Annotated in this window: 24 protein-coding genes and 1 pseudogene; 7 read left to right on the forward strand and 18 right to left on the reverse strand. The window is 39.7% G+C overall.

Annotated features, from left to right (window positions below):
- Positions 1-37 precede the first annotated feature (37 nt).
- The 9 genes from H605_RS0104435 to H605_RS0104475 all read right to left on the reverse strand — a co-directional run bounded on the left by H605_RS0104435 (position 38) and on the right by H605_RS0104475 (position 10,328).
- On the reverse strand, positions 38-835 hold the full coding sequence (locus H605_RS0104435; RefSeq protein WP_029053102.1) for an ABC transporter ATP-binding protein: 798 nt from the start codon (positions 833-835) through the stop codon (positions 38-40).
- Entirely contained in the window at positions 810-1,853 is a 1,044-nt protein-coding gene (locus H605_RS0104440) for an ABC transporter permease (protein ID WP_029053103.1), read from the reverse strand. The genes H605_RS0104435 and H605_RS0104440 overlap by 26 nt, the downstream gene beginning before the upstream one ends.
- 23 nt (positions 1,854-1,876) lie before the next feature.
- Entirely contained in the window at positions 1,877-2,887 is a 1,011-nt protein-coding gene (locus H605_RS0104445; RefSeq protein WP_029053104.1) for an ABC transporter substrate-binding protein, read from the reverse strand.
- A 243-nt stretch (positions 2,888-3,130) separates the two neighbouring features.
- Positions 3,131-3,880, reverse strand: coding sequence for an amino acid ABC transporter ATP-binding protein (locus tag H605_RS0104450; protein ID WP_029053105.1), 750 nt, complete (start codon positions 3,878-3,880; stop codon positions 3,131-3,133).
- A gap of 12 nt (positions 3,881-3,892) precedes the next feature.
- Positions 3,893-4,552 carry an amino acid ABC transporter permease gene (locus H605_RS0104455; RefSeq protein WP_029053106.1) on the reverse strand — a complete coding sequence of 220 codons (660 nt, stop codon included), beginning with the start codon at positions 4,550-4,552 and terminating at the stop codon, positions 3,893-3,895.
- A 109-nt stretch (positions 4,553-4,661) separates the two neighbouring features.
- On the reverse strand, positions 4,662-5,465 hold the full coding sequence (locus tag H605_RS0104460) for an amino acid ABC transporter substrate-binding protein (protein WP_029053107.1): 804 nt from the start codon (positions 5,463-5,465) through the stop codon (positions 4,662-4,664).
- A gap of 168 nt (positions 5,466-5,633) precedes the next feature.
- Positions 5,634-7,025, reverse strand: a complete 1,392-nt coding sequence (locus H605_RS0104465; RefSeq protein WP_369823679.1) for a SpoVR family protein — start codon at positions 7,023-7,025, stop codon at positions 5,634-5,636.
- A complete protein-coding gene (gene yhbH, locus H605_RS0104470) occupies positions 7,022-8,182 on the reverse strand; it encodes a sporulation protein YhbH (protein WP_029053109.1) in 1,161 nt (386 codons plus the stop codon). Before yhbH ends, H605_RS0104465 begins: the two co-directional genes overlap by 4 nt.
- A 250-nt stretch (positions 8,183-8,432) precedes the next feature.
- Positions 8,433-10,328, reverse strand: coding sequence for a PrkA family serine protein kinase (locus H605_RS0104475; protein WP_029053110.1), 1,896 nt, complete (start codon positions 10,326-10,328; stop codon positions 8,433-8,435).
- A 163-nt stretch (positions 10,329-10,491) separates the two neighbouring features.
- Here H605_RS0104475 and H605_RS17380 point away from each other — a divergent pair.
- Positions 10,492-11,354: pseudogene (locus H605_RS17380) on the forward strand (YitT family protein).
- 38 nt (positions 11,355-11,392) lie between these two features.
- Here the strand turns inward: H605_RS17380 and purU are convergent.
- From purU to fdhF, 3 genes are all read right to left on the reverse strand, one after another.
- Positions 11,393-12,301: a formyltetrahydrofolate deformylase gene (gene purU / locus H605_RS0104485; protein WP_051210464.1), complete on the reverse strand. Its 909-nt coding sequence runs from the start codon at positions 12,299-12,301 to the stop codon at positions 11,393-11,395.
- Positions 12,302-12,419: 118 nt separating this feature from the next.
- Complete coding sequence (locus H605_RS0104490; RefSeq protein WP_029053112.1) at positions 12,420-12,908, reverse strand: helical membrane plugin domain-containing protein; 489 nt, start codon at positions 12,906-12,908, stop codon at positions 12,420-12,422.
- 18 nt (positions 12,909-12,926) lie between these two features.
- A complete protein-coding gene (fdhF, locus tag H605_RS0104495; RefSeq protein ID WP_037561583.1) occupies positions 12,927-15,851 on the reverse strand; it encodes a formate dehydrogenase subunit alpha in 2,925 nt (974 codons plus the stop codon).
- 262 nt (positions 15,852-16,113) lie between these two features.
- Here fdhF and H605_RS0104500 point away from each other — a divergent pair, with 262 nt between their 5' ends.
- From H605_RS0104500 to H605_RS0104510, 3 genes are all read left to right on the forward strand, one after another.
- Positions 16,114-16,455 (forward strand): Na-translocating system protein MpsC family protein, encoded by a 342-nt coding sequence (locus H605_RS0104500; RefSeq protein ID WP_029053114.1) that lies wholly within the window; start codon positions 16,114-16,116, stop codon positions 16,453-16,455.
- 15 nt (positions 16,456-16,470) lie between these two features.
- On the forward strand, positions 16,471-17,295 hold the full coding sequence (fdhD, locus tag H605_RS17385; RefSeq protein ID WP_037561585.1) for a formate dehydrogenase accessory sulfurtransferase FdhD: 825 nt from the start codon (positions 16,471-16,473) through the stop codon (positions 17,293-17,295).
- 199 nt (positions 17,296-17,494) lie between these two features.
- Positions 17,495-18,775, forward strand: a complete 1,281-nt coding sequence (locus tag H605_RS0104510; protein ID WP_029053115.1) for an L-lactate MFS transporter — start codon at positions 17,495-17,497, stop codon at positions 18,773-18,775.
- A 45-nt stretch (positions 18,776-18,820) separates the two neighbouring features.
- Here H605_RS0104510 and ypfJ read toward each other — a convergent pair whose 3' ends face one another.
- A complete protein-coding gene (gene ypfJ / locus H605_RS0104515; protein ID WP_029053116.1) occupies positions 18,821-19,666 on the reverse strand; it encodes a KPN_02809 family neutral zinc metallopeptidase in 846 nt (281 codons plus the stop codon).
- Positions 19,667-19,882: 216 nt separating this feature from the next.
- On the opposite strand from ypfJ, the gene serC reads away from it, so the two are divergent.
- On the forward strand, positions 19,883-20,977 hold the full coding sequence (gene serC / locus H605_RS0104520; protein ID WP_029053117.1) for a 3-phosphoserine/phosphohydroxythreonine transaminase: 1,095 nt from the start codon (positions 19,883-19,885) through the stop codon (positions 20,975-20,977).
- 38 nt (positions 20,978-21,015) lie between these two features.
- Here the strand turns inward: serC and H605_RS0104525 are convergent, their stop codons facing one another.
- From H605_RS0104525 to H605_RS0104535, 3 genes are all read right to left on the reverse strand, one after another.
- Complete coding sequence (locus tag H605_RS0104525; protein WP_029053118.1) at positions 21,016-21,867, reverse strand: STAS domain-containing protein; 852 nt, start codon at positions 21,865-21,867, stop codon at positions 21,016-21,018.
- Between the two features lie 30 nt (positions 21,868-21,897).
- Positions 21,898-22,323 (reverse strand): hypothetical protein, encoded by a 426-nt coding sequence (locus H605_RS0104530; protein WP_029053119.1) that lies wholly within the window; start codon positions 22,321-22,323, stop codon positions 21,898-21,900.
- Positions 22,324-22,408: 85 nt separating this feature from the next.
- A complete protein-coding gene (locus H605_RS0104535) occupies positions 22,409-22,666 on the reverse strand; it encodes a YqkE family protein (protein WP_029053120.1) in 258 nt (85 codons plus the stop codon).
- Between the two features lie 123 nt (positions 22,667-22,789).
- Between H605_RS0104535 and H605_RS0104540 the strand changes: the two genes are divergently transcribed.
- Both H605_RS0104540 and H605_RS0104545 read left to right on the forward strand, forming a co-directional pair.
- The gene (locus tag H605_RS0104540) at positions 22,790-23,686 is read left to right on the forward strand and encodes a hydroxymethylglutaryl-CoA lyase (protein ID WP_029053121.1); all 897 of its coding nucleotides are present in this window, start codon (positions 22,790-22,792) and stop codon (positions 23,684-23,686) included.
- A gap of 21 nt (positions 23,687-23,707) precedes the next feature.
- A complete protein-coding gene (locus tag H605_RS0104545; RefSeq protein WP_029053122.1) occupies positions 23,708-24,631 on the forward strand; it encodes an alpha/beta hydrolase in 924 nt (307 codons plus the stop codon).
- A gap of 68 nt (positions 24,632-24,699) precedes the next feature.
- On the opposite strand, the gene H605_RS0104550 is transcribed toward H605_RS0104545, so the two are convergent.
- Together H605_RS0104550 and sirA are read right to left on the reverse strand one after the other, a co-directional pair.
- On the reverse strand, positions 24,700-24,936 hold the full coding sequence (locus H605_RS0104550; protein WP_029053123.1) for a YneF family protein: 237 nt from the start codon (positions 24,934-24,936) through the stop codon (positions 24,700-24,702).
- 110 nt (positions 24,937-25,046) lie between these two features.
- Positions 25,047-25,487, reverse strand: coding sequence for a sporulation inhibitor of replication protein SirA (gene sirA / locus H605_RS0104555; protein ID WP_029053124.1), 441 nt, complete (start codon positions 25,485-25,487; stop codon positions 25,047-25,049).
- Between the last annotated feature and the right edge of the window lie 112 nt (positions 25,488-25,599).

A 25,599-nucleotide genomic window follows, 5' to 3' on the forward strand; every position in this document is an offset into this window, starting at 1 on the left:
CCCCTGTTTTCCATAATCGGAAAACAGGGGATTTTGTTTATACAGAAAGTAAAGCTGCATCGCTAGTAAGTTGTTCTCCACGAATGCGTTGGAATTCATCCATCAATTTCGCAATCGTCAAGTGCTGTTTCTGCTCTTCTTCCACCTCTAGAATGATTTGCCCTTTATCCATCATGATCAAACGATTACCAAGATCGAGCGCCTGTTGCATGTTATGCGTTACCATCAACGTCGTCAGTTGATCTTTCTCAACTAAACGTTTCGTTAAATCGGTGATCAGCTCCGCGCGAGACGGATCAAGTGCAGCCGTATGCTCGTCCAGCAACAATATAGAAGGCTGCGTAAAAGTTGCCATCAACAATGACAACGCTTGACGCTCACCACCTGACAGCAATCCTACATTCGCTGTCATACGATTTTCGAGATTTAAGTGCAATGTTTCAAGCGATGTGCGGAATAAATCTTTCCGTTTCTTATCTACTCCGCGATGCAATGAACGACGACGGTTGCGAGAATACGCCATCGCCAAATTCTCCTCAATTGTCATAGTAGGTGCTGTACCTGACATTGGATCTTGGAATACTCGCCCGATCATTTTAGAACGTTTGAATTCTGCTAAACGTGTGACGTCCTTGTTATCGATATAAATAGAACCAAAATCCGGTGTCAATGCGCCTGATATCATATTCATCATAGTGGATTTTCCTGCACCGTTACTTCCAATCACAGTAACGAAGTCACCCGGTTGTAAATGTAAGTTAATCTGGTCGAGCGCGACTTTTTCATCCGGAGTCGATTCATTAAAAATTTTATTGACTTGATCCAGCTTCAACAACGCTATGACCTCCTTGTGATGACTTCATCGCCATTCGTTTAGCTTGTCTTTTCGCTTTACGTGCCTTTTCCCGTCTCTTTTCGAGAATCTGCGGAATAATCAATGCCGCGATGACGATGACTGCAGTGATCAATTTCATATCACCTGAATCGAGAATTTTCACGCGTAGCGATAGACCGAGTACGATACGATAGATGACTGCACCGATAACTACTGCTAATGTGGTGCGGAAAATAGTTTTCGTTCCGAAGATTGCTTCACCGATAATAACAGAAGCCAACCCAATAATGATCATACCAATTCCCATGCCGTTATCTGCAAATTTTCCATACTGTGCAATTAACGAACCTGCGAAAGCTACCAGCGCGTTAGAAATTCCTAATCCAAGAATAACGAGAGTATCTGTATTGGCAGAGAAACTGCGAATCATTTTTTTATTATCGCCAGTTGCACGGATAGCCAAACCAACTTCGGTTTGCAAGAACCAGTCCGCAATGAATTTAATGATCACCACTACTAGAATCATCAAAACTACTGTTCCCCAAGTCGTTGGTAAATGCTCCAAGCCTAGTCCTGCTAAGAAGCCATTTATTGTTTCATCAATTCCAAGATTACTCCAGAAACCTTGGAACTTACTGAAAATCGTTTCTGAATTTAAAAGCGGAATATTTGGGCGGCCTACTGAGTTTTCAGAAGTCAGTCCCATTATCCGAAGGTTTATCGAGTAAAGAGCTATCATCATGAGAATTCCGGATAAAAGTGGATTGATTTTTCCTTTGGTATGTAATAAACCCGTTATACACCCAGCAAAAAAGCCGACCAAGATCGCGGTAAGTGTTGCAACAAGTGGATGATAGTCAAATACAATCATCGTAGCCGCTACTGCTGCACCTGTCACAAAACTTCCGTCCACTGTTAAATCTGGAAAATCAAGCACCCGGAATGTTAGATACACTCCGAGTGCCATGATCGCATAGATGATACCCTGCTCAACTGAGCCAAATACAGCTGAAAACATGCAAGATCATCTCCTAGTTTTATTTATTTTGCAATCTCTGCATTCCAATCATCTTGAATCTTTAAGCCGATTGCGTTTGCAGTCTCTTCATTCATCACTAACTTTAAGTTCTGTGGTAATTGAACAGGTAATGATTCAGGCGTTTCTTCACCCTTTAGAATCTTTACTGCCATTTCACCCGCTTCATAGCCGATATCGTAGTACTCAAAGCCGTATGCTCCAAGTCCACCACGTTTCACAGAATCGAATTCACCAACCATCATCGGAATCTTATTGTCGTTCGCAACAGAGATGACTGATTCCAGTGCGGATACTACTGTATTATCCGTGATGATATAGAATGAATCTACTGAACCAATTAATGATTCAGCTGCTTGTTTTACATCTGCTGAAGTCGCAACTGATGCTTCTACCACTTCCATATCCATATCTGCTAAAATTTCTTTCACATGATCTACTTGTAAGCGGGAGTTTTGCTCTCCTGAGTTGAAGATCATTCCAACTTTTTTCGCACCTACATTTTCTTTCAAGAATTTCATTGTGTTCGGAATTGCATCCGGATGGTTGTCGGTTGTTCCAGTAACATTCCCACCTGGCTCTTCATTAGATGCAACAAGTTCTGCAGCTACTGCATCTGTAACAGACGTAAAGATGATTGGAATATCTTGTGTCGCACTAGCTGCTGCCTGTGCACTTGGTGTAGAGTTAGCAAATATTAGATCTACGCCTGCGCCTGCCAAGTTGTTCGCAATTGTTGAGTTGGAGCTATTATCATTTTGTGCATTTTGTTTATCATATTCTACATTCAATCCTGCATCTTCAATCGCCTTTTGGAACCCTTCAAACGCCGCATCCAAAGACGGGTGTTCAACAATTTGTGTAACACCAATTGTATAATTTTCATCAGTGCTTGCTTTGTCATCATTTTTATCATCTGCTGCCGGATCAGATGACTCCTCTTTCCCACTACAAGCAGCTAGAATGAGCACGATACTGAATAGTGCAGCTACATAGGTCACCCAACGTTTCTTCATGTAAATCCCCCTCAACTATTATCTATTACCCGTTCGACATATTCTGAAAGGGTAATAATTATACGTAATCGTACCCTTTACAAAGTTATTCGTCAATGCATTATTCAATATTTTGCGTGAATTCTCACAAGTTAATGAACTATTAGATGAAATCTTTCATATATTACAACAATTTAGTTGGAAATTGTGCAATCTATATAAAAAATAGCGATGCGAGTATTACATTCGCATCACTATTTTTAGTTATTTACTTAACTCGTAATTCAGGAATCTCTTTGTGCGTATTTCTTTCGGTGATTTGATTACTTCATCTGGAGTACCTGATTCGACGATCATTCCATCGTCCATGAAGATCACATGATTTGCGACATTACTTGCAAATTCCATTTCATGCGTCACCACAATCATCGTCATATGCTCTTCCGCAAGATTTCTCATTACTTGTAATACTTCTTTCGTCAATTGCGGATCCAAAGCGGAAGTCGGTTCATCGAATAATAATATATCCGGATCCATCATCAACGCTCTCGCAATTGCTACACGTTGTTTCTGGCCACCCGATAGTCTAGAAGGTAATTCATCTGCTTTTGAAGCCAATCCGACCTTTTCAAGTAACTCAATACTTCTATGCCCATAATCGCCAGCTTTTTCTTTCTTCACAAGTTTCGGTGCTAGTTCCAAGTTCTGCTTTACAGTTAAATGAGGAAATAGGTTAAATTGTTGAAATACCATCCCCATTTTAGAATTGATTGTTTTACTATCGGCAGGATTTGTGTATATACCATCTTTCACAAGGTAATCCCCGTCAACTCTAATACTTCCGCCACCAACTTGCTCCAATTGAATCAAACTTCTTAACATCGTACTTTTTCCAGAACCCGAAGGTCCGATAATTGCCATTACATCATTTTTTTGAACATCAAACGATATATCCTTTAATACTTCCAATGGACCGAATGATTTCTGTAAGTTGCGTACTTCAATGAAAGACATAGTTTTCTCTCCTCAATCGTATTGCAGCTTTCTCTCTAAATACTTGAACACCACAGTCAATCCGAATGCTATTAGCAGGTAGATTCCCGCTGCAATGAAGAACGGAATGATTGTAAAGTCCCTGTTCACGACTGTTTGCGCATAGTGCAGCAGTTCAGGAACAGCTACCGCATATAAAAGCGCCGTATCTTTTACTAAAGATACCGATTCATTTGCAATAGGTGGTAGCGTTACACGAAACATCTGCGGCAAGATAACTCGCACAGTCGTTTGCCATTTCGATAAGCCGAGTACTTGAGAAGCCTCATATTGCCCTTTATCGATAGAGAGCAATCCACCGCGGAATATTTCAGCGAAATACGCAGAATAGTTCAAAATGAATGCTATTGTAGCGGCGACAAAACGGTCAAAAACTAAATACTCACCAATTACCGGCAGAAGTGGTAAACCAAATACAAAGAACAATAGCTGTAATAACAAAGGGGTCCCACGCATGACGTATATAAAGGTCTGCGCCAAATAAGAAATTGGTTTAATACTACTTCTTACGGCAAGTGTCAGCAAGAATCCGAGTGGAATGGATGAGACAATCGCTATTACAAATAATAGGACAGTCGCTTTAGCTCCTTCCAACATAGGAATCAGCATGGACATAAAATATTCATAACTCATTAGTAAATTCCTCCAAAAAACCATTCAAGGTTTTATGTACTTCTCTTACAATACAAATACCAACGGAAGTCAGAATAGCAACTTCCGTTGATATCATTTATTCTACTACTCAGCGAAGAACTTTGTCTTCTCCGAACCATTCTGTGGAGATTTCAGCGGAAGTACCATCTTCATTCATAGTGTCCAACGCCTTTTGAAGTTTTTCAAGCAATTTTTCATTACCTTTCTTCACTCCAACGCCATACTCTTCGACTGCCAATGATCCGTCAAGTTTCGTAAAGACGCCTTCTTCAGTTGTCATATAGTAATCAATGACGACTTCATCAAGTACAACTGCATCTAGACGACCTGTTTTTAAATCTGTTAACGCTAGAACATTGTCCGCAAATTCTGTAATATTCTTTATTTTTTCATGGATTGGGTGGCTCTCTAGTGCTGGTCCAGCAGATGATAATGCTTGCACGCCTACCGTTTTTCCATCTAGATCTTCAATTGCTTTCACATCAGAATCTACTAACGTCACGACGACTTGATTATTATCCAAATAAGGCTTCGTGAATAACACTTTCTCTTGACGCTCTTTTGTGATTGTATAGCCGTTCCAAATTAAATCGATTCGTCCACTGCTAAGTTCTGTTTCTTTCGTCTTCCAATCGATTGGTTGGAATTTTGCCGTAGCCCCCATATGCTCAGCCGCTGCTGTTGCCATGTCAATATCGAAACCGACTAAATTGTTTTTATCGTCACGAAATCCCATGGGTGCAAATTTGTCATCTACACCGATGATGATTTCCTTCGTTCCTTCTTTACCTGTGTCCGCTGTAGATTTTTCCCCGTCAGAAGACTTGTCCGAACATCCGGTCAACACAAGGAATAATACTGCAAATAATAAAGCGATAGTCGTCTTTTTCAATGATTTTCCTCTTTTCTCTACTCTTTAGTACGTTAATGAGTTAGTATACTATAAAAATAACATTAGATGCACGAAATGAAAAGTAGCAAAGTGAAAAAAACTGAAGGCAATCTCCATATTACTGGAGTTGTCTTCAGTCCAAGAATAAGCTGTGTCTATTGTCTTTCGTTATTTACTTCTCCTAAACACTTTGTGTCCATCGTATGAAAAGACTAGAGGTTTATTCTCGAGTACCGTTTCGATATGCACAATACGTCCCCAGAGTTGATGGATGTGGGGTAAAACATGTTCCAAATACAGTAAATCAAGTTCAGTGTCTTCGTAACGGTGAATAAGATACAATTCACCATTACGCATGTAGTCACCATCGTCTACTACTATATAAGGAAAGCCACCGTTCACTCGCTGTCCAATTAGTTGATTCCGAACAGCGTCGGTCTGTTTGTCAGAAACTTTGTATTGGTCTTCCTGCTTTTGAAATACGTACAGATCCTCTTGTTTGATCAGATCATCCGTCAAGTAATTGCGGATGAAGGATGTGTCATTTTCAATTTCACGTGCTTCGAATATTTTTTCCCGCCCTGTCATCGCTTCCTCGCCACGTCCACTAGCTTCTTTAGCCAGTATGTCATAACGTTTCTCTATATCTTCATACATTTTAACACCGAGATAATATGGATTAATTGAGGTCTTGGAAGGCTGCAGCACGCTGGCATTAAGTTTTGCGAACTCAATTGTCTCAGAAGGTGTTAAATCCATTTGGCGGAGGATGGTTTGATGCCAATAAGATGCCCAACCTTCATTCATAATTTTTGTCTCTAGCTGCGGCCAGAAATAGAGCATTTCCTCACGCAACATCGTCAAGATGTCTGCTTGCCATTCCGTTAGATTGCGACTGTTTTCAAGAATAAACAATAAGATATCTTTTTCCGGTTCTTTCGGATTCTTTTGGTGCATTTCAATCGCTTGCTGCCCAGGAATTGTTCGTTGATCTAGATCCCATAAATCTTCATATGCGGATCTTCGAGGTGGTCGGACAATAGAAGGTGATGGAATAATGTCCCGCATCATACTCGGATCCACATGTTCTTGAATGGCTAATACCGCATCAAGAAATGTTTCCACACATTTCTTACCATAGCGTACCTCATAGTCTACAATCCGTTCCGCTGTAGCGGCCATGCTTTCCACCATGTCTTTACGCGTCTTGGAGAAATAGATATTATTTTTGAAGAAATCACAATGTGCCAACACATGCGCAATAATTAATTTGTTTTGAATCAAACTATTTGTATTCAATAAAAATGCATAACACGGATTTGAATTTATCACTAACTCATAAATCTTGCTCAATCCAATATCATATTGCAGCTTCATCTTATGAAATTGTTTACCAAAACTCCAATGTGTGAAGCGTGTAGGCATTCCATAGGCACCAAACGTATACAGTATGTCTGCCGGGCAAATCTCATAACGCATCTGATAAAAATCGAGTCCAAATCCACTGGCAATCTCCGTAATCTCATCAATTGCATAAGATAGTGCCTGTTGATCAGTCAGCGTAATCCCTCCGTTCGCTTTTCGAAGAACTTCTTGAGAGCAAAGTAGACATCGCGATTTTTTTGCAAAATATAATAATTGAATTTGGGATGTTCAATTGATTTATACGCAGACATCAACGTAGACATTCTACGATGTTCATTGACTTCGGCATATCCAAACATGTTCGATATCGCCAATAATTCATCCACGTGTTCTAAGCATTTCTTATTGTCACTCGTCATATTCTCTCCGTCCGAAAAATGTACTGGATAGATATTATAACTTGTTGGTGGATAGAATTCTTTAATAACTTCGAGCGCTTTACTGTAAGCAGATGAACACCTAGTTCCACCACTTTCTCCTTTGTTGAAGAAATTTTCCTCTGACACTACTTTCGCTTCCGTATGATGCGCAATGAACTCAATTTCTACCGTTTCATACTTTGTCCGTAAAAACTTCGTCATCCAAAAGAAGAAACTTCGTGCCATATACTTCTCAAATTTCCCCATCGAACCACTCGTGTCCATCATGGCGATGACAACGGCTTTTGATTGTGGTTTTTCCACAGGATTCCATGTTTTAAAGCGTAGATCATCTTCCAGAATCGGTGCGACCTCTGCTTTCCCATTCATCGCATTACGTTTAATCGCAGATAATAGAGTTCGTTTTTTATCAATATTACCGATTAACCCCTTTTTACGGATGTCTGTGAAATCAATGTTTTCAATCGTTGTTACGGATTGCTCTTTTTGTTCCAAGTCTGGTAGTTCCAATTCTTTAAAGAACATCTCTTCCAACTCTTCAATCGAGACTTCAGTTTCATAGATATCCTGCCCTGGCTGATCACCTGCTTCTTTTCCTTTGCCTGGTTGTGCCTTCTTTTCTCCTTGCGCCACAACGTCTCCTACCGCACTATCCCCTTCACCTTGACCAACGTGCTTGGACTTTTCATGGTTGTAGCGAATTTTAAATTCATCTAATGAGCGAATTGGTATTTTGACCATGTCTTTTCCATTTGAAAGTATAATGTTTTCTTCACTAATTAAGTCGGGTAAGTTACTTTTTAACACTTCGTTTATTTTGTCTAAGTGGCGTTGCTGGTCCTGGTGGCCTTTGCGATGGAGAGACCAATTTTCTTCAGTGACAACGAATCGACTTTTCTGGTTTTCTTCCACTCGTATCCCCGCCTATCTTTCGAACAATTTGTTTCCTTATCATATGCGATAGCTGATTGAATATTGACAAAACGGTAACAAAACTAAAAAGAGACCTCATGATTTGAGGTCTCTTGGTTTTGAATTTGAACTAAAATACGTTACATCACAATGATAGTGCACATTGCATAACTACGTAGAAAATGCCTTACTTAGGCAGGAGTTGCAATCCCATCGTAGACACCACTTCTATTCACATTTCTAATCTGATTTAACGATTTAACAAACTTCCTACGTAACGCAGCAGGTCGTTTGCCGAGACGGAGTTATAGCCATGTTCGTCTACTAGCCGTGCTACAACTTCATTCATTTTCTTCAGTTGTGTCTCGTCTGGTGTGGTAGAAGTTGTAGTGATCTTCACAACGTCTTTTAGATCGGTGAATAGTTTTTTCTGGATTGCTTCACGCAAGCGGTCGTGGGAACGATAGTCGAAGCGTTGGTGTTTTCTTGCGTATGCGGAAATGCGGATTAGGATTTCTTCTCGGAATGCCTTTTTCGCATTCTCTGAAATTCCTATCTGTTCTTCTAGCGAACGCATCAATTTTTCATCAGGATTGACTTCTTCCCCTGTTAGCGCGTCGCGTAATTTATTTTTATTGCAGTACGCTTCAACGTTATCCAAGTAATTATCCATTAATGTTTTTGCAGACTCTTCATAGGAATAGACGAAAGCTTTCTGGACTTCTTTTTTCGCAATTTCATCATACTCTTTTCGCGCCATAGAAATATAGTTCATATACGTATCACGGTCTTCACTCGAAATGGAAGCGTGTTGATCAAAGCCGTCTTTTAACGAACGCAATACATCCAGTGCATTGATGCTTGGTACTTCTTTTCGAATAATTGCAGAAGAAATACGGTTGATGACGTAGCGTGGATCGATTCCGTCCATACCTTCATCTATAAATTCGTTCTTCAGTTCTTCTGCATCTGCATCGTTAAACCCTTCAACATTCTGTCCATCATACAAGCGTAATTTCTTCAAGCGATCGACACCCTGTTTTTTGGATGCTTTCAAGCGTGTCAAAACAGAAAAAATAGCGGCCACTCGCAATGCATGCGGCGCAATGTGGACATGAGCCATATCACTGTCACGAATCATTTTTTCATAGATCTTTTCTTCCGCACTTACTTTCAGATTATATGGAACTGGAATAACAATTAATCTTGAGTGAAGCGCTTCGTTCTTTTTATTACTAATAAATGATCGATATTCCGTTTCATTCGTATGTGCAACAATTAGTTCATCTGCACTAATTAGCGCAAACCTTCCTGCTTTGAAATTTCCTTCTTGTGTCAAAGACAACAAATGCCAAAGAAACTTTTCGTCAAGCTTCAGCATTTCTTGGAATTCCATCATGCCACGATTGGCCTTATTCAATTCCCCATCAAACCGGTATGCACGTGGATCGGACTCTGAACCATATTCAGCAATAGTGGAGAAGTCTATGCTTCCTGTCAAATCAGCAATGTCTTGTGACTTCGGATCGGATGGTGTAAATGTTCCAATCCCAACACGGCGGTCTTCTGAGAACAGAATGCGTTCCACTACTACATCTTCAATCTTACCTTCAAATTCTTCTTCAAGACGCAATTGATTTAGAGGCGATAAGCTACCTTCAATTCGTATTCCATACTCTTCAAAGAATGACTTCCTTAATGATTCCGGAATCAAGTGCAATGGGTCCTCATGCATTGGACACCCCTTGATAGCATACACCGCTCCTTCATCCGTACGAGAATAAGCTTCTAGCCCACGTTTCAACATTGTAACGATAGTAGATTTACCACCACTAACAGGTCCCATCAATAGTAATACGCGCTTCTTTACATCCAAACGCTTTGCTGCTGGATGAAAATACTCTTCTACTAAACGTTCTATAGACTCTTCCAGACCAAATAACTCTTTATCAAAGAAATTATAGATTTTCTTGCCGTCTTTCTTTTCAATTCCTGCGCTTTTTATCATCTCATAAATACGGGAATGGGCGGTTTGTGCCACTTCTTTACGCTCTTTTATTAATTCTAGATACTCCAAAAATGTACCTTCCCACTTCAACTCGTTTTCTTCTTTGCGATAATTATGCAACTGACGAATGATATCCAACATATCTCCTCCAATTAGGCTATGATGTTTTATTTTATGTTAGTGAAGAGTAAAAGATTCATCACGCACTTCCGAAGAAAAATTGAAAACCTTACATTCCTACTACTTTCTTTTTTAAAATTCCGTTAAGATAGAATAAATACGTTTTCAAAAGGGGAGTTTCATGAGAAAACAACATAAAAAAGAAACCGTAGGGCATTTACTTAGACGCTATTTATTCATTTCAATTGGTGTTGTCATTACAGCAGTTGCGTTAGATTTATTTCTAATCCCTAACTCCGTAATTGATGGAGGCATCATCGGGATTGCACTTATATTAAATTTCATTTCAGGAGTACCTTTTGGGATTTTAATTTTGATGTTAAACTTGCCGTTCCTGTTCTTTGGGTATAAACATATCGGCAAGAACTTCTTTTTCTCCTCTTCTTATGCGATTGCTTTGCTGGCCATTGTGGAATTCCCACTAAAAAAACTAGGTCCATTTGTAACAGACTCATTGCTAGCTACAGTCTTCGGGGGATTGTTATTAGGGGCGGGGGTCGGAACCATCATACGTAATGGCGGGGCGCTGGATGGGACGGAGATTCTTGGTATTTTACTGACAAAAAAATCCCATACAGTGTCGGAGAATTCGTCATGTTCTTCAACCTCTTCATCTTCGGATGGGCAGGCTTTGTTCTAGGACCTGAAAAAGCGATGTACTCGATTATTACATACTATATCGCCTCAAAAGCGATCGACATTGTGATTCAAGGCCTAGACGAGACCAAGGCCGTCTTTATTATCTCCGATGAATACGAAGAACTTGGTGAAGCGATTCGTTTACGACTGGGCCGGAGTATTACGAAGTTGCACGGCCGCGGTGGGTACACAGATAACGAAAAAGACGTCATTTATGTAGTCGTGACAAGACTGGAAATTTCAAAGCTAAAGCAAATCACTACCGACATAGATCCGTCTGCATTCCTAACTATCATGAACACACAGGAAACGCATGGAGCAACTTTCAAATCACCTATACATTAAAAAAACCGCCACTCATTCGGGTGGCGGTTTCGTGTCTCTTATTGGAAGACAATGGTTTTATTATTCTCTACAATCACTCGATCTTCAAGGTGCCACTTCACTGCCCGTGCAAGAACACGTCGTTCGATAGTGCGACCAATCTTCTTCAATTGAACAATATCGTCACGGTGATCCACGCGCTCGATGTCCTGTTCAATGATCGGACCTTCATCCAAATCGTTCGTTACATAGTGTGACGTTGCACCAATCAGTTTTACACCGCGTCCAAATGCTCTTTCGTAAGGACGCGCACCGATGAAGGCCGGTAAGAATGAATGATGAATATTAATGATTTGATTCGGGAAGTGACTGACGAATTCAGGTGTCAGTATTTGCATATACCGTGCCAACACAAGTACATCCACATCGTATTCTTCCATTAACTTCACTTGCTGCTTCTCCACTTCTTGGCGAATATCTTTGTTCGCAGGAATGTAGTGGAAAGGAATACCGAGTGCTTCGACCATTCCGCGGGCATCTTCATGGTTACTGATAACCACAACGATGTCAGTATTTAAATCACCATTCTGCCATTCCCATAGCAATTCCATTAAGCAATACGGTTCTTTGGAAACAAAGATCGCCGTACGTTTTAGTTCTACTGCGTAGGAAAAGTGATAGTCCATTTCATATTGTTCCGCAATGTTATTAAAATCTTCTTCCATTTCTTCTTTTTTATCCAATAGGTTGTCTAAATGGAATGCGATACGTAAATAGAACATGCCACCTTCTGGATCAGTTGAGTATTGGCTAGATTCAACGATATTTGCTTCATATTGCAGCAAAAATGTTGAAACTGCCGATACGATTCCCGGTTTATCCGAGCATTTCACAAGTAGTCTTCCGATGTTTCTCTGTGCTGTAGATTGTTCTTCTAAATGTGTTGCGATTTTACTTTGGGCCGACATGTTTTCATCTCCTACAAATAATGTTTCTTCATGAATAAGTTCCCCAGCCAGTAAGGCTAGGGAACGTGTGAACTCTTCTCATACAGTATGAAGCAAAGTGACGTTTTTCGCAAAAATCTTACTCCGCGGGTTTTTCTAAACCTCTCCCCATCCCTTTCAGGAAGTTCATACCGAATGTTAACGCACGATTGATATCAGGATCATTAATGGATTTCATCAGTTGAAGAAGGCCTGTTTTCTGCCCTTCTTCATTCCCTTGCTCCGCTTCAGATAATCCTGTTTGAACACTTTTTGAGAGCTGCTGAATCGTTGCTGGGTCTAATGCGGTTAGAATTCCAGCTCCTGCCATTAAATTATTGAGCAGGTTGGTAACAGGTTCTCTTGATACTTGACCTAACGCTATGCCGGTAATCTTTTCTTTTGAATGAAGCATTGCTTGTAATGCATCTAACGCGCCAATCTTATGCAATTCACCTGTGATCTCCATGATTTTTTGCAAAGACTCTTCCTGTTCAGCAATTTGTTTCTGTAGTTCAGCCAACTTATCCTGCTGAATTTCCAGTTCGGATCGTTCTGTTCTTTTAATAGAAGTTATCGGTGCCGCCATTGATATTCACCTCACTAATTATTGATCTGTTAATTGGACATATCCTGGTCGATTCCATTTCCGCTCTACTTCTACACCATTTTGAGGATGGCGTTTCTTGTCACGGTGGTTGCTCCTAGGTAGTGGATTATCTCCTTGCTTCTCGAGCACTTCCATGCGAACCTTCGTCTGCTTGTAAGCGGGTGTATTCGTTCGTTCATCAGTAGCAGGTCCTGTTAGGAAGTTGATAGCAGTTTGCTTATCAACTGAATTCATTGGTAAAAATAATTCATTTTTCCGTACTCTATCTGTTACCAATGCAGGTAGTTTTAATGCTCCATATGGAGAAATGAGTCTTACATAAGTACCTGTTACTACACCACGTTCTTTTGCCAACTCAGGTGAAATCTCTACAAATATATTGGGAACTTTTTCTTGGATACCTTCAGATTTATTCGTCATATTTCCTTCATGGAAATGTTCAAGCATACGGCCATTGTTGATATGAAGATCAAATTCATCAGGGAACTTTACTGGTTCAACCCAATCCGATAATGCAAAGCGTGCTTTCTTGTCTGGGAAGTTAAATCCATCTGTATAAAGAAGTGGTGTATTTTTCCCTTCTAGACTTCCCCAAAGGAAACTACCCCAACCTTCCAACATCTCGTAAGAAGCTTCTCCGAACATAGGACTCAAACTTGTCATCTCAGCGAATATATCACCTGGATGTGTGTAATTCCAGTTAGCGCCTAATCGATTGGCAACTTCTTGGATGATCCACCAATCTTGGCGGGAGTTACCTTTATTCGGCAACGCTTTATAAAGTCGTTGTACTCGGCGCTCTGTATTAGTAAATGTACCGTCTTTTTCAAGCGATGGCACTGCAGGTAAAATGACGTCTGCGTATTGTGCTGTGCGTGAGAAGAAGATATCTTGTACAACAAGAAAGTCGAGCTTTGACAGTACGTCATGAACATAGTTTGCATTGGAATCCACCAGTGCCATATCTTCCCCTACAATGTACATCCCCTTCATAACACCTTCATCAATCGAATGAAGCATTTGAATATTATCAAGACCCGGTTTACCTTCTATCTCTACACCATAAGCACGTTCAAATTTCTCTCGTGCTGCGTCGTCTGTAATGTGCTGATAGCCAGGCAGCCAACCAGGCAAACTTCCCATGTCACAGGCACCTTGTACGTTGTTATGCCCGCGTAATGGATAAGCACCTGCGCCTGGACGACGGTAATTTCCTGATGCCAGCAACAGATTGGAAATTGCCGCTGATGTATCGGAACCACCTGTATTTTGCGTAACACCCATTCCCCATAAGATACATGTACCATCTGCATCACGGATCATTTCAGCTGTTTGAATCAGCACTTCTTTTGAAACACCTGTTACTTTTTCTGCATATTCAAGTGTATAGCGATTTAATACTTCATTAAAATCATCAAAGTGAAGAACATTTTCGTCAATGAACTGCTGATCATGCCAGCCTCGGTCGATTAAGTATTTTGTCACCGCCATTAGCCATACTTGGTCCGTTCCTTGCTGAGGTGTCATAAAGATATCTGCGCGTTCAGCCATTTCATGCTTTCTGAGGTCAGCTACAATTAACTTTTGACCGTGTAGCTTATGTGCGCGCTTTACACGTGTCGCAAGAACTGGATGACCTTCTGCAGGATTTGCACCTACAATGATGACCAAGCCTGCTTCGGCAATATCTTTAATCGTTCCAGCGTCGCCACCCATTCCTACCGTACGGAATAATCCGTCTGTCGCGGGAGACTGGCAGTAACGAGAACAATTATCTACGTTATTTGTACCAAATACTTGTCGAGCAAATTTCTGAATGACATAGTTCTCTTCATTCGTGATTTTTGACGAGGAGATGACGCCGATTCCGTCTTTGCCATGCTCGTCACGGATTTTACCTAGATTTTTCGCAACTAAATCCAACGCTTCTTCCCATGATGCTTCAACAAAGTCGTCACCTTTACGAATAAGAGGCGTTGTGATCCGTTCTTCACTATTCACAAAGTCCCAACCAAATTTACCTTTGACACAAGTAGAAATCTGGTTGACAGGTGCATCGGAAACGGGTTGAATTTTTAATATGGTACGATCTTTTGTCCATACTTCGAATGAACAACCTACTCCACAAAATGTGCAGACAGTTTTCGTTTTATCGATTGTGGATTCTCTCATCGCGGATTCTACATCGGATATTGCCATGATACTGCTGTAACCTGGTTCTACATCCTTGATCAAATCAACCATAGGCTCCATCAGCTCGTCACTCATATTCGTCATAAATCCAGCTTCACCCAGCATCGTTTTTTCCATCAGGGCATTACATGGACAAACCGTAATACAATGGCCACAGCCTACACAAGAAGAATCATTAATCTTCGCTCCGCCATCCCATAGAACAATTGGACGATCACGTTCCCAGTCGATTGAAAGAGTTTCATTAACTTGTAAGTTTTGACACACTTCCACGCACTGACCGCAAGCTATACATTGATTCGGATCGTAACGATAGAACGGATGAGTGAAATCCACCGCATCTTTTGAACATTTCGGCTCGTATGGATATTTTTGTTCTTCCACTTCCATAAGTGCCACGGTATTATGTACTTTACAGTTTCCGTTATTGTTATCACAAACGGTACAATATAGTAAATGATTTTCTAAAATTCGATCCATTGCTTCCGTTTGTGCTTCCTTTGCACGCGGGGACGCTAATTTTACATCCATGCCGTCGACAGCTTGTGTTGAACAAGCACGTGTTAATTCACCATTTACTTCGACAATACATGTATCACATGTCTGTATCGGATCGACTTCTGGCAAATAACATATTTGTGGGTGCTCAATCTTATTTGCATTGATGATTTGAATGAGTGTCGACCCTGGTTCGAAGTTAAAAATCTTATCATTAATTGAAATTGACATACAGGCGTCCTCCTTCTCAAATAAAAAATCCACCATAAAAAAACCGTCATAACGATATTTTTTTATGGTGGAATAGCTTCTTAACAGAACTTGCTAAAGAACCAATCCATACTTACTATTACATGTAGGTTGATGAACTCCTAGCAATCACATACTAGATTTCCATCTGTTATGTATTTAGTATAAAGTAATAAAGCGTATAATACAATGCCTATTCTTAAATAATTAGATTATTCTGTAAATAATTAAAGGAAGTGTCCTTATGAAGAAAATTCATGAATTTAATGATATCATCCGTAAATTACGAAAAGACTTATTTGGCAAAGGTCCCGAACGAATTCATACAATATTTATTGATAATATGGTTGTCTCTACACTCTACGGTAATTTGACTCCGACAGAACAATTCATAGCAAGAACACCAGAGGGAAAAGAGATGGTCCATCGCGCACGAACTAGCATGATTCAGGCAGTCTATGCAAATGAGCCGCCGGAAGGGTTGGAACAATTAGTCGATGCGAAGTTTCTGCATTTATTCAGCGATTTTAAAATCGATGATGATATTGCGGTTTCAGTATTTTTATTCGATCGACCGATTGACTAAAAGGGAGGAAGTATTATGAAACAGCAACACCAACGTTCCATTATTCGATATCAGGATGGGACAGCCTTTGAAAAAGAAGATCCGGTCGCAGTTGAATATGCAATCACAATTAAACTAAACAATAAAGAATTTGCGACGATTGTATGTACACCAGAATATATCGAGGATATGACAGTAGGATTCTTGGCTTCAGAAGGAGTCGTACCGAAGTGGGAACAAATCAAAGACATTCGACTTGATCTGGAAAACGGCTTCATTTACGTCGATACTAACAAAGCCTATCCTTTCTTTGAACAATTGCAAAATAAGCGGTATATCACATCTTGTTGTGGCATGAGCAGACAAGGATTTATCTTTGCAAACGATGCACTGACAGCGAAAAAGATGGATGGTATTTCTGTTGAACTGACACCCGGACAAATATTTTCCTTGATGAATCAAATGGAAGAACAGGCAGAAATGTTCCGACATACTGGTGGCGTTCATAATGCTGCTTTATGCGCGCCTAATCAATTGCTATTATCTCGAATGGATATCGGCCGCCATAATGCATTAGATAAAATTTATGGTCACTGTTTGAAAAACAATATTTCTGTACGAGATAAGATCATTGTATTCAGTGGACGAATCTCCTCCGAAATTTTGCTTAAAGTCGCTAAGATCGGTTGTGAAATTGTATTATCAAAATCTGCACCTACTGAATTAGCTTTGAGCTTAGCAGACGATTTAGGAATAACGACGGTCGGTTTCATACGCGGAGGATCTTTTAACGTGTACACACATCCTGAAAGAATCGTTATGGGTGACACTACTCTTTTTTCCGACTACAGGAAAAAATAATATTGACAATTTTGTGAATTGATAATACTATAATCCTTAATCCTATGTTGCATTCCAGTAATTGCATAATTACATTCCTTTTCTTGCCACTTTATGGCTTAGTGATGTGTCAACTATCCATTTACGATACCGACTAGTCATGGGGTTAATTACTGGAATTAGAGCTGTGAAAGGGTTTGGTTAAAAAGGAGGGCTACGAATGAAAAAAACGAAGAACAGATGGCTAATCGCGTTATCTGCAGTAGGTATCCACATTTCCATCGGATCTGTTTATGCCTGGAGTAATTTCACTAATCCACTCATTGAAGAGTTTGGATGGACCACAAGCCAAGTACAGCTGACGTTTAGTATAGCCATTTTATTTCTTGGTTTATCAGCTGCTTTTTTAGGTCATTTTGTAGAAAAATACGGTCCAAGAAAAGCAGGATTACTTGCGGCTGTGTTCTTCGGAGTGGGAGTGACGGGTTCCGGACTCGCAGTAGGAATGTCTTCATTACCTATGCTGTATGTCTTTTACGGTATGCTCGGTGGAATTGGCTTAGGTGTAGGATATATTGCACCTGTTTCTACACTCGTCAAATGGTTCCCTGACCGCAGAGGTCTGGCTACGGGACTGGCTATCATGGGCTTTGGATTCGCGGCAGCTATCAGTAGTCCAATCATGGAATACTTGATCGTCAACGTAGGATTACAAAACACTTTTTATATTCTTGGTGTATCGTATTTCCTTATCATGTTGCTTTCTTCTCTTTATCTAGAAAAGCCGGAAGAAGGGTGGGCACCGCCTGGATTTATTGAAAAAGTTCGTTCAGGTAAAACTGATGTTAAAGAAGATCTTGCTCAATTAACAGCAAATCAAGCAGTCAAAACGAAACGTTTTTATTATTTATGGCTAATGCTCTTTATTAACGTCACGTGCGGTATTGCGATTCTATCTGCCGCCAAACCTATGGCGATTGACAGTATTGGTATGACGACTATTCAAGCAGCTGCACTAGTTGGTGTACTAGGTATCTTTAACGGGGCCGGAAGACTTGGCTGGGCTGCGATTTCGGATTATATCGGGCGCCCGAATACGTATACCACCTTCTTCGTCGTTCAGCTTATTCTGTTCGCTGTTTTACCGTTCACTACAAACGCAATTATTTTCCAAGTCATACTAGCCGTAATCTATACATGCTATGGAGGAGGTTTCGCTTCTATACCAGCGTATATTGGTGATATTTTTGGAACGAGACAACTTGGGGCTATCCACGGCTACATTTTGACAGCTTGGTCTGCTGCTGGTGTGGCAGGGCCGATGTTTGCCGCTTGGATGAAAGATACTACAGGTAGTTATGAAAGCAGCTTACTGTTCTTCGCTGGCTTATTCGCAGTCGCTCTAGTAATTTCCTTACTCATTCGTGTGGACATTAAAAGACTACGCAATGAAAAAGAAGAAATTATTCCAGCAGAACCTGCTATAGCCGCAACAAAATAAAAGATCGCGAACGTCATTTTAAAAACAAAATGATGTTCGCGACCTTTATTTTTCGGTTTGCTTAAATGTGTCTCCACCATCAATCGTACCTAATTCAAAGCCATGTTCAAACCAATAAATTCGTTGTTTTGCTGTACCGTGTGTGAAACTCTCTGGAACAACATACCCTCTTGCACGTTTTTGGATCGTGTCGTCACCAACCGCACCCGCGGCAGTAATCGCTTCTTGCAAATCTCCTTGCTCCAAGTAGCCCCGTCCTTTCGCATGATGTGCCCATACTCCTGCAAAATAATCTGCCTGCAACTCAAATCTCACTAAATATTTATTAAATTCCTCTTCACTCATTTTTTGACGTAACGGCATCACTTGATCCGAAATACCAAGTAGCGTCTGCACATGGTGTCCTACTTCGTGCGCTACTACATAGGCCATAGCAAAATCACCGGGTGCTTTAAATGTACTCTTTAACTCATTATAAAATGCTAAGTCAATATACAATTTTTGATCGCCCGGACAATAAAATGGCCCTGCAGCAGCACTTCCGTATCCACAGGCTGTATCCACTTGTCCTGAATAAAGAACTAGTGTAGGATTCTCATACTGAATTCCTTGTTGAGCAAATAACTCGGACCAAATATCTTCTGTATCCGCGAGCACAACCGAAACAAAATCCGCCAATTCTTTGTCTTGTTCGGTTTCCACGTACGGCTGATCGGGTACTGCTGAACTATTATCTAATAAATCAGTTGGATTTCCACCTAAAATGAGAAATAATATAATACCGACAATTCCAAGACCACCACCGCCTAATGCGATCGCACCTCCGCCTCTACCACTCCTCCCTCTTTGATCCTCTACATTTGAACTTTTTCTGCGTCCATCTGTTTTCATACTATCTCCCTCGTTTCGACTTTATCTGAGCTGATCTCTACATAATTATGTACATGCTGCTTGATTACAATTTACCCATTTTCTTAACGAAACAAACAAGACGAACATCTTATTGGTTGAGCGATTTATTGCGAATTGGCAGATAGCTATTCCCCATGTAGAGTTTTTCCTATATACTTTACTTTAGGTTTGTAAACTAATGAAGGAGTGATTTTGTTGAGTAATCAAAAGTCTGTCTATAATTTTAACGCGGGGCCATCCGCTCTTCCACGCGAAGTTCTAGAAAAAGCACAATCTGAACTAGTAGATTTCAAAGAATCCGGAATGTCTATTATGGAAATGAGTCACCGCAGTGCTACTTATGAACAAGTACATAATCAAGCAATTGAACGTTTGCGTTCGTTATTCGCAATTCCTGAAAACTATGAAGTATTATTCTTGCAAGGTGGAGCCAGTTTACAATTTGCAATGGTACCGATGAACTTCTTAGCCGAGGGTAAAAAAGCGAGCTATATCATGTCAGGCGCATGGTCAGACAAAGCACTTAAAGAAGCAAAAACAATCGGTGAAGTATACGAAGCAGCTTCTACAAAAGATGTGAATTATAATCGCGTCCCATCTTCCGAAGAAATTACATTTGAGGAAACGGATGCATACGTGCATATTACATCAAATAACACAATTTTCGGCACACAATTCCACGATTTCCCTTCCACTGGAAATGTTCCGTTGATCGCGGATATGTCAAGTGATATTCTGTCAAGACCAATCGATGTAAGTAAATTCGGAATGATCTATGCTGGCGCACAAAAAAACCTTGGGCCTTCAGGTGTTACAGTTGCAATTATTCGCAAAGACTTGTTGGATCATGCGAATAGCGGAATTCCGGCTATTTTGAAATATAGTACACATTCGTCAAGTAACTCTTTATATAACACACCACCGTCTTTCGGTATTTATATGTTGGGTGAAGTTCTTGGTTGGATGCAACAACAAGGCGGCTTGGAAAAGATCGCAAAGCGCAATGAAGAAAAAGCGAACTTAATCTATGACGTGATTGACAACAGCAATGGTTTCTATACAGGACATGCTGAAAAAGGCAGTCGTTCATTGATGAACATCACGTTCCGTGTAGCAGATGAAGAATTGGAAAAACAATTCTTACAAGAAGCCAAAGAGGCAGGATTCGTCGGGCTGAACGGCCACCGTTCCGTAGGCGGATGTCGTGCCTCAGCTTACAATGCAGTACCAGTTGAAGCATGTCAGGCCTTGCAGAAATTCATGCTCGATTTCCAAGAAAAATGTAAATAAATCATAAAAACCAAGTCACCTCATAAGTGACTTGGTTTTTACTGTTCCATAATTAGAAATTCTTTCGTGAATGCTAATTGCAAGGAACTAAATGTTTGGATATTCGTGAAATCTAAACCAAGCTCTGTCGAAGCTTGAGCAATTGCTGGCAAGATACCTGTGATCGTGCATTTTGTTCCTAATAAAGATAACACTTTTGTCACCTGGAAAATTTGTTGGGCTACCAGTGTATCAATTACGGTCACTCCCGATAAATCAATGAATAAATGTTCAATGTCAGCCTCTAAACTTTTTTCGGGAATACTTTCCAACAAAATGCGTGCTCGCAGTTCATCCATTTCTCCAATTAGCGGTACTACTCCAATTTTATCGGTAATTTTGATGACTGGTGAGCTCAATTCATTAATCAAACTTTGTTGAACATCGAACTTGCTATTGATATATTCATTATAGGTTTCTGCAAAACTGATATAAATCTGATCAAATGCATTATTAAGCGTTTCACTCCACCGCATATAATCTTCGAGTTTAATCTCATCTGCATTCACTAACTGAAATTTCTTTATTAAGCGCCAGTAAGTTATACGAAGCTTACTCAGAGCCTTTATTACTTCTTCTATGGGTGTATTGCTGTTCACTCTACTTAGAGCGACAACGGCTGCCCATTCTATTTTATTTTTTTCAAAGATTTCAGGATCATCAAGCAAACTACTAATGACTGTCAAATTCGTGAATTTATTTTGTTCCCGAAGTGTTTCTTCCATTTCAGGATGGGCACTAAGCGAATAAATTGAATCTTTTTCCACTTTTCTCATCGCTAGCCAGGAAGTAGTAATTTCAGGGAGTTTTCCTAGTAAATACTCGTAAAGTTTAACATCGAGCTGTTTCATTATATATCCTCCTGAACACGTTCTTCATTTCTATTGAATAAATACAATTAATTGATTATCTTGAAAGTCAAAGATATTTAATATGACCCCAAAAGCCGTTATGTACTTGTATAAAGATTCGTAATACGTGATACCATATTCTTTTTCATAGTGCGCAATTGGATAAATATACTGTTCTTCTGTTGGGATGGGCAAGTATTTCCAAGGTCTTGGAGAGGTCTTGGATTTTTCTGCATGTGCATCTAATAAAGTACTATAAAAATTCTCTACCTTTTCTTTTGATAGATCATAATATATAACAGAATCCAGTATTTGAATCGTTTCTAGATTCCTTTGCACCCAATGAACAATTGGATGCTCAATGGGTGCTAAATGAACACGTTTTAAATTATTTTGGGATGTAAGTTCGTTTTGAATATTTAGCTTCTCACGATACATAATATACAAAAACTTCATTAATTCCTCTCCTTTATAAAAGGTCTTTTAATAAAGCACTTCCTTAATTAGTATACGTAACCCCACACCTATTTATATAGTCTTCTTAATACTTTGTTCCATCATACCCATACTCATCTAGTAATTCTTCAAAACTTTTATTTTTTTCACGTTCTTTTCGCTCTTGAATACGCTTTTCTTTTTCCTGTTCCAATTTTATTTCTTCTTCCGCCTTCATTTCTTGTTTCATTCCTTTTAATTTAGCTAACACATCATCGCTCATTAGATCCGAAAGTGAAGTTGCAGAATCATCTACTGTATTGCTCTTTTGGTTAGTTGATGCTTTTCGTTGTTTTTTTGACATATTTTCACTACTTTCTATTTACTAAATAATTTGCATTTCATTGTTATTATCCAGTTAATTGTCAAGGGTTTTACATTGCCCTTACTCGCTTACATTACGTACAATAGATGGAGGGGGATGTTTATGTATAGTTTACCAAAAAACGTGACGTTAATCGAGGTTGGACCGCGCGATGGTTTACAAAATGAAAAAAACAGTATTCCTACTGATCAAAAATTAGCTTTTATACATTCTTTACAGCAAGCCGGCATACAGGAAATGGAAGTGACTTCTTTCGTATCGGCTAAGTGGGTTCCGCAAATGTCTGATTCTAAAGAAATTATGGACCGGGTATGTAAAACAGGCAGGCAACTTGTCCTCACACCGAACGCACATGGTGTTGAGAATGCCTTAAAAGCTGGCGCAGATAGTGTGGCGGTCTTTGTGGGTGTAAGTGACACATTCAATCGACATAATATTAATCGCTCCACTGCGGGAAGCGTGGAGACGCTACGACCTATTGTCAATCAGCTCAAAATAGATCATCACTTTGTTAGAGCCTGTATCTCCACAGCATTTCACTGTCCGTATGAAGGAGTTATTCCACCTGAACAAACTCTGGCCCTTTGCGAAAAATTTGTCGATATGGGTGTAGATGAATTAAGTGTGGCCGACACTGACGGTATGGCAAACCCTTTGGGAAGTTTTACTTTATTTAAAACACTAAAGACAAAGTTCCCAAATATTTTGATTACAGCACATTTCCATGATACGCGTAAATTAGGATTGGCTAATATTTATGCCTCTTTACAAGCAGGGGTTGATCGATTCGATACTTCTGCAGGTGGTCTTGGTGGCTGTCCTTTTGCGCCTGGTGCTACAGGTAATGTTGCAACGGAAGATGTGTTATATCTATTGCAGTCTGTCGGGATAGAAACTGGGGTTGATATGGATAAAATATGTGATTCAGTAGATGAAGTTGCACCTTATTTGTCACGTCCTATCGATACCGCAATGTATAACTTATATAAAAGAAAATAGTAAATAGAAGGGAGGATTTTGGTGAAACGTAGAGTAATGTATATTGTCGGTATTGCATCAAGTATTATTACAGCGTTTCTAACAATTTTCGGGATTCTTGTCACGAATCGACTGATGTATTTAAAAATAAAGGACTCTGAATTTATTTTGCAGCGCGAGATGATTGCTAAACGTTTTGATCATCAGTGGTTTGAAACCGTAAGAAAAGATGACATTTGGATTCCATCACCTAACGGTTATAACTTACGTGCAATTTTTTTGCGACCTTTAGATACAACGCGAACGGTTGTGATTTGCCATGGCGTAACGGAAAACAAAGTAAATTCCATCAAATATGCACGCCTGTTTGAACGCTTAGGATTTAATTCCGTTATTTTTGACCATCGGCGCCATGGTGATTCGGGTGGAAAAACAACGAGTTTTGGATTTTATGAAAAAATGGATTTGAAAGAAATTGTGACAGCTGTTCGTAAACGTGTAGGTAAGCGCGCTTTGATTGGCATTCACGGAGAATCTATGGGTGCTGCCACTACGCTGTTATACGCAGGTACGTATGAGGATGAAGCAGATTTCTATATATCAGATTGTCCATTTTCGGATTTCTCAGAGCAACTATTGCATATCATTCGTACAGAGATGCCATTTAAGACTTCCATGAGCTTGCGAATCGCCAATTTATTTTTAAAAATACGTGATGGCTATACTTCTGCAGCTGTGTCTCCCCGCGAAGTTATGAAGTTTATCGATAAACCCGTATTATTCATACACAGTATGGAAGATACTTTCATTTTGCCTCATATGACGGAAGAGTTATACGAATTAAAAGAAGGCGATAAAATGATGAAGCTTTTCACAAAAGGGGCACATGCCAAATCTTACAATGATAATCCCGATGAATATCTACAAACGGTTCATAGGTTTTTAAATCGATTCCGTTTATATTAATGACAATATTATACAGTAAAAACTAAAAAAGCTCCGTGTTAGCAAATTTGCTGATCACGGAGTTTTACTTATTTTTTTTTAGCAGGCTTATCTTGAACTTTGTTCATCTGAGCCATCATTTGATTAATTTTCTTTTGAGAAGGTTTCTGTCCCATTTGCATCATCATCATACGTAACATTTGTTCATTAATTGGCGGATTGTCCTTCAAATAATTCATCATATATTTACGTGCTATGAAAAAGCCGAGTGCTACTCCGCCGATCAAAGCGACGACGATCAATAAAATTGCTATCCATAAAGTCATTACTGCCAAACCTCCCTCATAAAAATAGTTCGATTACATACTACCAAGAAGGATTATACAACATAGCAGCAGTGAATAGCAATGACTGTACGCAAATTGTGCGGAAGTTTTTACATCATTGTATTTTCTAGAATCATGCGTTCAGAGTGTTTAAGTGGTTTGAGCCACCCACATTCTTCCTGTTCATTCATGACTGCAAAAAAACGATCTGTAGAAGATGATAGTGCTACAAATAAATCTAAGTCTAACATTCTTGAACCTTGGCAGTACACTTCTATACTGTGTGTACCCATTTTGATGAAGACCTCTCCCTTGATTAAGTGTGTCAATCGATATTCATTATGATATGAATCCAGTTCATCAAAATTTTTCCTTAAGGTATTCTGAATGATGCTATCCAGTTCCCTCTGATTCAACCGATCACATAAATATTCAATTTCTTGATAGCTTGTAGAAGGGCCTACTGTTAGCATCTCAAATAATAAACGTTCACGCCCCATTATGAAGGATTGATACGCTGACTTGATTTTAAAAATTTCATACTTTCTCATAACGAACACCTCCTACTATCTATCATAGAACTTGTCCTAAGTAAATCGTGTCAGTTTGCGGAAAACTTCATCACTATTATTGTCGTAAAGCTGCGCAAAAAAATACACGGCT

It is taken from the genome of Sporosarcina ureae DSM 2281 (genome assembly GCF_000425545.1).
GTDB lineage: Bacteria > Bacillota > Bacilli > Bacillales_A > Planococcaceae > Sporosarcina > Sporosarcina ureae.

Excerpts from the sequence above, each read along its gene's own strand:
- H605_RS0104440 (WP_029053103.1), bottom strand. The coding sequence starts at position 1,853 with ATGTTTTCAGCTGTATTTGGCTCAGTTGAGCAGGGTATCATCTATGCG.
- H605_RS0104445 (WP_029053104.1), bottom strand. The coding sequence starts at position 2,887 with ATGAAGAAACGTTGGGTGACCTATGTAGCTGCACTATTCAGTATCGTG.
- H605_RS0104450 (WP_029053105.1), bottom strand. The coding sequence starts at position 3,880 with ATGTCTTTCATTGAAGTACGCAACTTACAGAAATCATTCGGTCCATTG.
- H605_RS0104455 (WP_029053106.1), bottom strand. The coding sequence starts at position 4,552 with ATGAGTTATGAATATTTTATGTCCATGCTGATTCCTATGTTGGAAGGA.
- purU (WP_051210464.1), bottom strand. The coding sequence starts at position 12,301 with ATGTCGGCCCAAAGTAAAATCGCAACACATTTAGAAGAACAATCTACA.
- H605_RS0104490 (WP_029053112.1), bottom strand. The coding sequence starts at position 12,908 with ATGGCGGCACCGATAACTTCTATTAAAAGAACAGAACGATCCGAACTG.
- fdhF (WP_037561583.1), bottom strand. The coding sequence starts at position 15,851 with ATGTCAATTTCAATTAATGATAAGATTTTTAACTTCGAACCAGGGTCG.
- H605_RS0104500 (WP_029053114.1), top strand. The coding sequence starts at position 16,114 with ATGAAGAAAATTCATGAATTTAATGATATCATCCGTAAATTACGAAAA.
- fdhD (WP_037561585.1), top strand. The coding sequence starts at position 16,471 with ATGAAACAGCAACACCAACGTTCCATTATTCGATATCAGGATGGGACA.
- H605_RS0104510 (WP_029053115.1), top strand. The coding sequence starts at position 17,495 with ATGAAAAAAACGAAGAACAGATGGCTAATCGCGTTATCTGCAGTAGGT.
- ypfJ (WP_029053116.1), bottom strand. The coding sequence starts at position 19,666 with ATGAAAACAGATGGACGCAGAAAAAGTTCAAATGTAGAGGATCAAAGA.
- H605_RS0104525 (WP_029053118.1), bottom strand. The coding sequence starts at position 21,867 with ATGAAACAGCTCGATGTTAAACTTTACGAGTATTTACTAGGAAAACTC.
- H605_RS0104530 (WP_029053119.1), bottom strand. The coding sequence starts at position 22,323 with ATGAAGTTTTTGTATATTATGTATCGTGAGAAGCTAAATATTCAAAAC.
- H605_RS0104535 (WP_029053120.1), bottom strand. The coding sequence starts at position 22,666 with ATGTCAAAAAAACAACGAAAAGCATCAACTAACCAAAAGAGCAATACA.
- H605_RS0104540 (WP_029053121.1), top strand. The coding sequence starts at position 22,790 with ATGTATAGTTTACCAAAAAACGTGACGTTAATCGAGGTTGGACCGCGC.
- H605_RS0104550 (WP_029053123.1), bottom strand. The coding sequence starts at position 24,936 with ATGACTTTATGGATAGCAATTTTATTGATCGTCGTCGCTTTGATCGGC.
- sirA (WP_029053124.1), bottom strand. The coding sequence starts at position 25,487 with ATGAGAAAGTATGAAATTTTTAAAATCAAGTCAGCGTATCAATCCTTC.